The organism is Mycolicibacterium xanthum (assembly GCF_019710635.1).
In the GTDB taxonomy this organism is placed as follows: domain Bacteria; phylum Actinomycetota; class Actinomycetes; order Mycobacteriales; family Mycobacteriaceae; genus Mycobacterium; species Mycobacterium xanthum.
Map to the genome: position 1 here is coordinate 1 of NZ_JAIFZS010000096.1, position 10,531 is coordinate 10,531.

Consider the following 10,531-nt stretch of genomic DNA (forward strand, 5'->3'; position numbering starts at 1 on the left):
TCGCAGGTCGTGCAGTCGGGGGCGTGACCTGCCGCGCGGGGTGTGTCCGGCGGCCTCTCGGAGGCGCTTGAACAAGGATTGGAATGACACGTAGACGTATCCGGTCCCGTTGGCGGTCACGAAGACTGGGCCGTGGGGGTCGGGGTGTGCGGCCAGCCGGGCAGGTGAGTCGATGTACTGCACGAGGGCGGCCGTCGTCGACGGGTGCACCGGCACGATCCGCTGGTCAGACTTGGCTGCCTTGATGATCAGCAGGTGGTTGCGGGAGTCGATGTCATCGACGCCCAGGTTCAGTGCCTCACCGATCCGCAGGCCGGTGGCGGCGAGCAGACCGATGACGGTACGCAGCGTCGCAGCGATCCGTTCGTCGGCGAACTCGGTGCCGCTGGCGGCGAGCAACGCATCGATGTCGTGTTGGCTGTAGATGAAGGGAACGGCTCGGGGCTTGCGGGCCGCCAGCAGTCCGCTGGGGATAACGGGAACCTCGACGTCGTTGGCGTTGAGGTAGGCGGCGAACTGGCGCACCAATGACAGCCGCGTCGCCCACCACGAGGGGTGCGCGTCGGGGTTGAGCCGGGCCCAGGCCACCGCATCATCGATGGTGAACGTCGTGGTCTGGCCGCGGTGTTCGAGCCAGGTGCAGAACAAGCCGACCTGATGTTCGAGCTCGTTGAGCGCAAACCCCAGAGACCGGCGCAACTGCAGATATTCGTCGAGGCGCTCCCGCAGTGTCGTCATCGCGGTACCTGCCCGAACGGGACGACCAGCTCACGCAGCGATGCGAGGTCCACTTTCGCGTAGGCCATCGTGGTGACCGCAAAGGCGTGCCCCAGCAGCTCCTGAGCTTCGGTCAAGGTGCCACCGGCGGCCAGGACGTCCATCGCGGCGGTGTGCCGCAGTCGGTGCGCGTAGATGCGGTCGATGCCGGCCAGGTCCGATAACCGGGCGATGATCCCCGAGATGCCCGAGGTCGTCATCGTCTGGCGCGGTGCCCGCAGCCGTACGAACACGGCCCGGTCCAGTGCGGGCGGCCGCAGCCGCAACCATGCCTCCAATGCCTGACCCACGTCGACCGGGATCGGCAATGAGTGTTCGCGTCCCTTGCCGGTGACTTTGAGACACCCACCTGCCCAGTCGATGTCGTCGAGGCTCAGACGGGCGGCTTCGCCGACACGTAGGCCAAGCCGCACCAGGATCATGACGAGCGCTCGGTCCCGCGCCCCCAACGGCGTGGCCGCATCGCGCGCGCTCAGCAAGGCTGCCACCTGCTCGGTGTTCACACCCCGGGGCAACGACCGCCGGGTCCCGGCAGGCTTGAGGATCCCCGGGCTCAGGTCCCGATCAAGGCGGCCGGTGCTCAACGCCCACCGCAGCAGACAACGGACCGAGTCGACGATGTGAGCACGCGCAACCACACCGTAGGGTCGTCCACGCTCAGCGACGTAGGCGTTGACGGTCGAGGCGTCCAGCCGCGGCCACTGCACCAGCCCGTCGGCCGTCACCACTTCCACCAGGCCGACCGCGTAGCGACAACGGGCCGCGACGGTCTTCTCGGTCAGGCCACGCTGCTCACGCATCCACGAACACCATTGCGTCACCGTCGACTGCACGGGATCGAGTGAATCCACCTGGACACCAGCGATATCCAGATAGCCGGATACCGTCAGAACTCTGCGCATCGCGCCACTCACGTGCTTCACCGAGATGCAGGGACGATCTCGGGTGTCCTCCATCGCCAGGAACTGGGCCAGCAGGTCCTCATCAATGTCATCGACACCGGCACCGACCAGCTGCATCCATCCGCTCAGCCGCTTCAACACGTTCACGACTACAGCCGCTGAACCCGGTGAATAACCCAGCCCGGCCAACCATCGCGAACACTCGCCAAGCACCACCGGCGCCAAAGGCCCCACCGCAACCCGCGGGACCCGAACCGGATACGGCCGGGCCGTCGGCGATCTCTTCGTCACGAACCTCACCTCCAGACAATTTCCGTGCCTGAAAGCGTGACCACGACTACGCGACTATGCCGACCTTTCGTACTACAGAACCGCTACTGACCTGCGTCATTCCAAGAAGTGTCGGCATATTCCAACGGTCGGCATAGGACCTGTTATGCCGAACTCGGCATAACAGGTCCCCGACGTACTTGACGTTGATCGCCGCCGCGGTGAAATCCCGCTTGAGCAGATCAGGGACCCTCTGATTGGCCGGATCCGCCACGGTGGTCTTGACGCGGCGTTTGCGCCGGTAGCCGGCGATCCCGACGCCGCGCATCACCCGGGCCACCCGCTTGTGGTTGACCCGTTCGGTCTCGGGCGCACCATCGTTGAGTTCCGCGGTGATCCGCGGCGCCCCGTAGGTGTTGTCCTGGTCATGTACCACCCGGATCCGCTCGGCCAGCGCCTCATCAGCAGCCTGACGCTCAGCACGCGCATCGGCACCGGCCAACCAGGCGTAGAACGACGAACGCGCGATCTCGACAACCTCGCACAGCCACTTCACCTTGAAGGCGTCCCGGTGGTCGGCGACGAACTCGAAGCGGCTCACCAGTTCGTCCCCCCGGCGAAATAAGGCCGCAGTCTTCAAGATGGCGTTGGCCCGCTTCAACTCGGCGTTCTCCCTGCGCAGCTTCTTCAACTCTGCCGATTCCTCGGTTGTGGTCCCCGGGCGGACGCCGGCATCCACCTGGGCCTGGCGGGCCCACTTGCGGACCGTCTCGGCCGTACCGATCCCAACAATCGGGCGACCTCGGTCATCGCCGCCCACTCCGACTCGTGCTGATCGCTGATCTCGGCGACCATCCGCACCGCACGCTCACGCAACTCCGGCGGGTACCTCCCCGACGAACCACCTGACATGACCCCATCCTTCCCAAGAAGTGGAGTCTCCGGACATGCCGGGGCGATTCAGTCCCATGACTGACACCAGGTGGTCCCATCCTCATGGCAGACGACAGCCTGGCCGAATGCTCAGCGGCCGAGTCGTTGCCGATCACGGGGCGGTTCATCAATAACATGCTCTAAGGTAAGAGCCGCCCTCGTCGGCCAGATGCCAGAACTCGGACAACGGTTAGGCCACGCTCAAGTTCGGACTCGGGAGCAACAGTCGTAACGCCCGGATCAAGGGATTTCGCAAAACTCTCGAGCGCGTTGAGTTGTGTTACCAATTCACTCCGCGAGGAATATGGCAGCGCGCCGATGTAGGTCGGTATCGCTTCGGCGGGTTGCCGCCCCACGACCACTGGACGGCCAGCGGCTACTGCCTCTAGGTACTTGCCCTGGATTCCGGCGCCCCGAACGGTTGGTGCGAACACGGCCGTCTGGCCTTCATATATATCGCGCAGTTGGGGCGCCCACCCCATATACACGAGTCCTTCGGGGAGTTGGTGATCTGGCTGAACAGGTCCGTAGATCTCGACGGGGATCCCCAACTGAAGCTCGCCCGACTTCACTGCATCTTCGAACCAGCCCAGGGCCTCCACGTTTTGAAAGCCACCAAGGTCGGCCGCGATTACGAGGCGAACAGGCGGCCCAACGTACTTCTCCAAGTGACTAAGTCCATCTGGGTCCGTACTTGGTATGACTATTGAGGACTGGGACGGTCTCGCCAACGTGTCCGCCTTCGCATCCCGGTAAGTTATGTAGCTACAAGTCATCCGGTTACTTCCGCTTCGTAGCAGCAGTCCTGCAACCCAGATTTTGAACCTGAAGAATGGCTGAGCACGCCAGGGCACTGCCTCCGCCCAAATCGCGAGACTGTCGCAGAGGTCGAGAATCACTGCTCCGTGCTGTCCGAGCCGCTGGGCCAGCCAAATCATGTGTGGTGCGTTCAACGCGTGCACCACGACGAGGTCGAATTTGTCGGCCTGTCTGCGCAGGGACTGTACCGAGCTCATCGTTGCGACGATGCGTCTGGCGATGGACGGCGATCGGGCTGCGGTTACCGGCTGATGCGCCACATCGAAGCCTGCCTCCTGAAGCCATGACTGCAACAACCTTATCCGCCAACGGAATCCAGGAGAACGCTGCGAATCGATCACCCGATCCGTGATGAGGAGGGCTCGGAGTTCTGTCATCGTGCATCCCTTGTCATTTGGGGCTTGGCTGGTCTATGATGTTGGACGACTTGAACTCCCCAGGGCTTCCGATGTCGAAGTGTCTGGCAGGGGTCAGTGTGTATCGCCACACCCTCGAAATATGCAGCTCTTCTTACTTCGTCTGGACTAGCAGGACGCGTGAATCGGAGCAGGTCGCCGCTATACATGATCTCCTTCGCAACACTCAGTCCAAACGCGGTTGTTGGCGCTGCGGAGCCTTCTCGTGCGGCGCGCCGACATGGTGTACCTGACACACATCGCGACACTGTTCTCGAACTTCCCGCGCGTCAACTCGATAGAAGCTTCACACACTGAGCGAAGCTAACCGCCTGGCAACAGAATTCGGTGCCGACATCGTGCAGGTCATACTCAAGTTTCGCCTGTGCGAAGGATCTGTTCAAAGTGCCTTGGCCCGAGTCCAGTTCCAATCTAACGACGCCCGATTGAGCCGACGAGACACGGTAGTCGCAGGGCAGGGGTTCATAGCGACTGAATATCAGTAGGCGCCGCCGCGTCCGAACACAACCTGCGGTGTTTGCCCGATGATGCGCAGGTCCCACATCAGCGACCACGATCGGACGTAAACCGAATCGAGATGCTGGAGGTCGGCGTAGGTCAGGTCGCTCCGCCCGCATACTTGCCACAGTCCGGTGATGCCGGGCTTGACGTTAAGGCGGGCCAGGGCGGCGCCATCGATGAGGTTGGACTCCTCGGTCGGCAGTGGCCGCGGACCGACCAAAGACATCTCGCCGCGCACCACATTGAAGAGTTGAGGCAGTTCATCGAGACTGGTTCTGCGGATAAAGGCTCCGACCCGGGTGACCCTGGGATCCTTTTCCATCTTGAACAACGGGCCATCCACCTCGTTGAGTTGTGTGACCGTATCGCGCCGTTGCCATGCGTCTGCAGTCATCGAGCGGAACTTGAAAATCCGGAATGGCTTGCCGGCCCGCCCAGTCCGCTCCTGGCGGAAGAAGACCGGTCCAGGAGTATCGAGCTTGATCGCCGCGGCAATGGCTAGGAGGAGCGGACCCGCAACTATCAGCGCACATGTAGCGAGCGTGACGTCGATAAGCCGCTTCATAATTCGTGCACTCGGTCTCAGCGATGCGGTGGGCAAGTGCATCAAAGTAAGGCCATGTAGCTCCTCGGCTTCGCTGCGCCAGTTGTGCATCTCGAAGAAGCGAGGTATCTCCGACACCGGCACCTGGCCCTCAAGCTGGCGTAGCGCTTCAAAAACTGCAGCGTCGCTCGCCTTCGGAAAGCCGACGATGACCCGATCAATCTCATACGCCCCACAGACAGCCGGCAGATCAGTGAGTCCGCCCAAGACGGGTCTCCCGGGCGTCACGTTGTCGTCGACATATCCGACCAGGACAATGTCGGCGCACCTTTGGAGTCGCGAGGTTAATCGATCCGAGATCGGTCCCGTCCCGACGACAAGAATGCGAGTCACCGTTGGGGCGGCCAACCGGACGACCAGACGACGCCCGAGTGGAACCAAGATGACGGCGGGCAGCGTCATCGCCACTGCGGCTGTTAGGGTCATCCGCCCGCCGCGGAGGACGAATGCGTCAACCGCGAGTGCGATCAGGACTGCCGTCGGTAGACATCGCGCGATCACTGAAGGTCGCCACCACCCGCTCGGCCGCAGCCGCGAGGCCGGTCGGCGGTATAGTCCGTGCAGGTGAAGCGCTACCGCCATCGCGAGTGCGGCAAGGGCGGCGTCTCGGAAGCCTAGATCGCCGGCACGCACCGGGCTGAGATGGCTCAGGGTCACACCGCCAAGGACGGCCGAGGCTGTCAGCGTCGCCACATCGGAGATCTCCAGGAAATAGCGGTGCCGTAGCCCCAGCTTGAGTACCTGCCTGGTGTCGGTCTCAACGCGCGCTAGCGCAGCATGATCCCGAGGTACCTCCGGAACCAGACGATTATATGCTGTCTTAATAGTCATCCTGACCCCTTGGGATGCAGAGCGAGCGTCACCACCCGAAACCAACCAGCCGTAAACCCGACCCTACGAACCTGGCTTCTGGCAAACAATTTCGTCCGTCCACCACAAGGTCGCCGCGCATCACCTGACACAGCCCAGCAGGATCGATGACGCGGAACTCCGGCCATTCTGTCATCACGACAACCGCATCCGCCCGCTCGGCCGCCTCATAGACATCGCGCGTCAGCCGTACAGCTAGGAACTCCTCGGGCAGCGCCTTCACAGCCGGATCGAAGGCCGAAACCACGGCGCCAGCGGCGAGTAAACGCCTCGCGATGTCCAGCGCCGGGGCATCGCGAAGATCGTCGGTCCCAGGCTTGAACGTCAACCCGAGCAGCGCGATTCGGCGTCCCTTCAGAACGTGGAGTTCTCGTTGAAGCTTGCGTATGGCGCTCGCTCGCTGCGTCTTGTTGATCTCGACTGTCGCCTGCAGCAACGCGGGTGTGTAGCCATACTCCTGGCCGGACGCGATCAGCGCTGCAACATCCTTACCGAAGCACGAACCGCCCCAGCCGACGCCGGGATTCAGGAAGGCACCCCCGACACGGTGGTCGGCGCCGACGGCGGGCAGCACCTCGCGGGCGTCGGCGCCGAACAACTCACACATTTGGGCGATCTCATTGGCAAAACTGACCTTCGTCGCCAGGAAGGCGTTCGCCGCGTACTTGATCATTTCCGCGGATGCCAGTTCCGTTGTGATCAGTGACGGCCGAAGACCTCGCCGCCCGCCGTCGAACGACTGGTCGAGCACTGGCTGGTACAGTTCGGCGACCCTGCTGACGGCGGAATCAGCGCCTCCCAGCACAATCCGATCCGGGTAGAGGAAGTCATCGATGGCGCAGCCCTCGCGAAGGAACTCCGGGTTGGAAACGACACGGAAGGAAAGCCACTGATCTCCCTCGGTAGCGTCCTCCAGAATCGTGCAAGTCCAGTTGGCTGAGCCGACCGGCACCGTCGACTTGTTGATGATCACCGCACCAGCACGCAGGTACGGGGCCAAGGACCGGATCGCACTCTCTAGCTGCGCAAGGTCCGGAGACCCGTCCGGCCCTGGCGGGGTTCCCACGCAGAGGAAGGCGAAGTCTGCATCGGACAAGGCCTCGGCGGGTCGGTCGGTGAACCGCAGTCGGCCGGTTGACAGCGTCGCCTTCAGCATCTCTGGCAGTCCCGGCTCGACGAATGGCGCCTGGCCCTGGTTGAGCTGGCCGGCGCGCACTGAGTCGCTATCCAGGCCGCAGACGGTGTGCCCGAGGAAGGCCAAGCAGGTGGAGGTGACGGCACCCACATAGCCGGTGCCGATGACCGCGACCTTGTGGCGCGGTTGCACGTGCTCGACCTGGACCCTCCGCGGTGTCGGTAAGATGACCCGCGATGCATGGTCGACCCGATCGCGGAACGAGTCGATCGTGTGCAACAGACCATCGCGGACATCGACCTTCGGTTCCCATTGCAGTTCAGTGCGCGCAAAGGTGATATCAGGTTGGCGCTGCGACGGATCATCCTTGGGCCGGTCGGTGAACACCACCGGAGAGTCAGATCCGGTGAGTTCGCGTATGAGTTCCGCCAACTCGAGTACGGGCATCTCCTGCGGATTGCCAATGTTGACCGGGCCTGTGAGGTCGGAGAACAACAGCCGCAATGCACCTTCGACCAAGTCGTCGACGTAGCACACCGATCGCGTCTGACTACCGTCACCCTGAACCGTGATCGGCGCACCGGCCAGTGCTTGGTTGATAAAGTTTGGAACCGCACGACCATCGTCTGGGCGCATGCGGGGGCCGTACGTATTGAAGATGCGCATGATTGCGGCATTGACCCCGTGCTTCTGCCGGTACGAGGCGGTGAGTGCCTCAGCGAAGCGTTTCGCCTCGTCATAGCACGCGCGAGGTCCGACCGGATTGACATTGCCCCAATAGCTCTCAGGCTGGGGGTGGACAAGCGGGTCGCCGTAGGCCTCCGAAGTCGATGCGAGCAGGTAGCGCGCACCCTTCTCCTTCGCCAAGCCAAGGGTATGCAGCGTTCCCAGCGACCCCGCCTTCATTGTCTCGATGGGAAGCTTTGCATAGTCGACCGGCGAGGCCGGCGAGGCGAAATGCAGCACGTAGTCAACAGGCCCGGGAATCGAAATATAGCCGCTGACATCGATCTTGATCAGCCGAAAGCCGTCTTGGCCCTGTAGGTGGGCGACATTTTCCGATGCGCCCGTTACAAAGTTATCGAGGCATATCACCTCGATATCTTGCGCCAACAACCGTTCCGCAAGATGCGAGCCGACAAACCCGGCGCCTCCCGTCAAGACTGCGCGTTCCCCCACGGACCCCCTCCTTCATCGGCGCATACGGCTCACTCGCTCGCACTACTACGTGTGGTTGCCCCTGCCACGACCCGAGCAACCCTGACGCCACCAAGCGGTTGAAAAGTCGGCTGGTTACGAGGCATTAGCTAACTGCTCACCCTCACCCGCAGTTTCCCCCTTAAGGAGTGTGCTTTATAGTTTGCAGTGCGACGTTATCACTGGAGGACGCGCCCAGCAACCAGGATCGCGAAACAGCCAGCGAACTTTGACGTTGACGCCTCTGACTCGGCGGCTCCTGTTGGCCTGCGCCATTGCGCCAGAAGAAGAGAGCAATGATCAGAACCTGTGGATGAGCCTCGGCGCGAGGGGCGTGAAAGTGGGCGCACCTTCCCGGGGATGATCTGAATGTCAGTAGGTCCGATCATGAGCCGGCGTTGGCGCGCTGGTTCGGGAAGGTACGCCCATGCTCACCGTAGTTCACGACGCCGCCGAGGCCAACGGCGACGACGCCGGCCGGTCATTGTTGGATGAGATCGTCCGCGATGGAGCGCGGCAGATGCTGGCCGCCGCACTGCAGGCTGAGGTCGCCGCCTACGTGGCCCAGTTCGCCGATGAGCTCGATGACAACGGTTATCGGCTGGTGGTGCGTAACGGCTATCACGATCCGCGGGAGGTGCTGACCGCCGCCGGCGCGGTCGAGGTGAAAGCGCCGCGGGTCAACGACAAACGCGTCGATCCTGACACCGGTAAGCGGCGGCGGTTCTGTTCGGCGATCCTGCCGGCCTGGGCGCGTAAGTCCCCGCAGATCAGCGAGGTGTTGCCGCTGCTGTACCTGCATGGCCTGTCAACCAGCAACTTCACCCCAGTGCTGGAACAGTTCCTCGGATCCGGGGCCGGGCTGTCGGCCACCACGATCACCCGGCTGACCGCGCAGTGGCAAGACGAAGCCCGCACCTTCGCCGCCCGGGATCTGTCGGGCGGCGACTACGTCTATCTGTGGGTCGACGGGATTCACCTCAAGGTCCGCCTCGGCCAGGAGAAGCTGTGCCTGCTGGTGATGCTCGGGGTGCGTGCGGATGGCCGCAAGGAACTGGTGGCGATCACCGACGGCTACCGGGAATCGGCCGAGTCGTGGGCTGATCTTCTGCGCGACTGCCGCCGCCGCGGCATGACCGCCCCCGTGCTCGCGGTCGGTGACGGCGCGCTGGGGTTCTGGAAGGCGGTGCGCGAGGTGTTCCCGAAGACGAAGGAGCAGCGCTGCTGGTTCCACAAGCAGGCCAATGTCCTTGCCGGGCTGCCGAAATCAGCGCACCCTGCCGCGCTGGCGGCGATCAGGGAGATCTACAACGCCGAGGACATCGACAAAGCCCAGGTCGCGGTCAAGGCGTTCGCGCTCGACTTCGGCGCGAAGTACCCCAAGGTGGTCGCCAAGATCACCGACGATCTGGACACCCTGCTGGAGTTCTACAAGTATCCGGCTGAGCATTGGATTCACTTGCGCACCACGAACCCGATCGAATCCGCCTTCACCACTGTGCGATTGCGCACCAAGGTCACCAAGGGGCCGGGATCACGCGCGGCCGGGCTGGCCATGGCCTACAAGCTGATCGACGCCGCCCAAGCCCGCTGGCGCGCGGTCAACGCCCCGCACCTGGTCGCCCTGGTCCGCGCCGGCGCGGTCTTCCACAAAGGCAAACTCATCGAACGCCCCACCGACATCACCCCACCGACACCGCCGTCACACGGCGATCGCCACACCGGAACGGAGGTCGCCTGAAACACCCCGATCCACAGGCCCGACTTCCGCAGATGGCGGGCACACGGATCGCCGGATTGTGGTGGTGACCAGCGCAAATGTGGAATGCGTTGACTTGGGTCGTGTTACTACACGACGCCAGTGATGTGATCGTGGGGTGGATCCCGTCAGTCGGCGACGGCGATGCCGGGTGTGAAGTCGAGGTACTTGGGGGGTTCGGGCAGGTCGAGTGCGGCCAGGATGGTCTTGTGGTGGTCGGTGAGGGCCGAGCGTTGTGCGACGCGACCGTGGGCGGTGGCCAGGGTGACCAGGTGCATGCGGTCGAGTTCGTGACGAAGGTTGCGCCAGGTGTCGCCGGTGCGGGTTTCAGCGACCCGGATGAGCAGC

Annotated in this window: 6 protein-coding genes and 2 pseudogenes; 1 reads left to right on the top strand and 7 read right to left on the bottom strand. The window is 63.3% G+C overall.

Annotation, left to right across the window (positions count from 1 at the left end):
- The 6 genes and pseudogenes from JDV09_RS25690 to JDV09_RS25715 form a co-directional block, all read right to left on the bottom strand.
- The coding region (locus JDV09_RS25690) for a tyrosine-type recombinase/integrase (RefSeq protein ID WP_221371961.1) at nt 1-738 on the bottom strand (738 nt) is incomplete at its 3' end.
- Nucleotides 735-1,826 (bottom strand): tyrosine-type recombinase/integrase, encoded by a 1,092-nt coding sequence (locus tag JDV09_RS25695; protein ID WP_221371962.1) that lies wholly within the window; start codon nt 1,824-1,826, stop codon nt 735-737. The genes JDV09_RS25690 and JDV09_RS25695, both read right to left, overlap by 4 nt.
- Nucleotides 1,827-2,286: 460 nt before the next feature.
- Nucleotides 2,287-2,861 (bottom strand): annotated as a pseudogene (locus JDV09_RS27660) (IS3 family transposase); the annotation flags it as partial.
- Between the two features lie 161 nt (nt 2,862-3,022).
- Nucleotides 3,023-4,078 carry a glycosyltransferase gene (locus tag JDV09_RS27590; RefSeq protein WP_372453037.1) on the bottom strand — a complete coding sequence of 352 codons (1,056 nt, stop codon included), beginning with the start codon at nt 4,076-4,078 and terminating at the stop codon, nt 3,023-3,025.
- Nucleotides 4,079-4,595: 517 nt separating this feature from the next.
- A complete protein-coding gene (locus tag JDV09_RS25710) occupies nt 4,596-6,053 on the bottom strand; it encodes a sugar transferase (RefSeq protein WP_221371965.1) in 1,458 nt (485 codons plus the stop codon).
- Nucleotides 6,054-6,081: 28 nt separating this feature from the next.
- Nucleotides 6,082-8,406: a UDP-glucuronate decarboxylase gene (locus JDV09_RS25715; RefSeq protein WP_221371966.1), complete on the bottom strand. Its 2,325-nt coding sequence runs from the start codon at nt 8,404-8,406 to the stop codon at nt 6,082-6,084.
- A 445-nt stretch (nt 8,407-8,851) separates the two neighbouring features.
- Between JDV09_RS25715 and JDV09_RS25720 the strand changes: the two genes are divergently transcribed.
- Nucleotides 8,852-10,165, top strand: a complete 1,314-nt coding sequence (locus tag JDV09_RS25720; protein ID WP_221371967.1) for an IS256 family transposase — start codon at nt 8,852-8,854, stop codon at nt 10,163-10,165.
- Between the two features lie 146 nt (nt 10,166-10,311).
- On the opposite strand, the pseudogene JDV09_RS25725 reads toward JDV09_RS25720, so the two are convergent.
- Nucleotides 10,312-10,531, bottom strand: a pseudogene (locus JDV09_RS25725) (IS1634 family transposase); the annotation flags it as partial.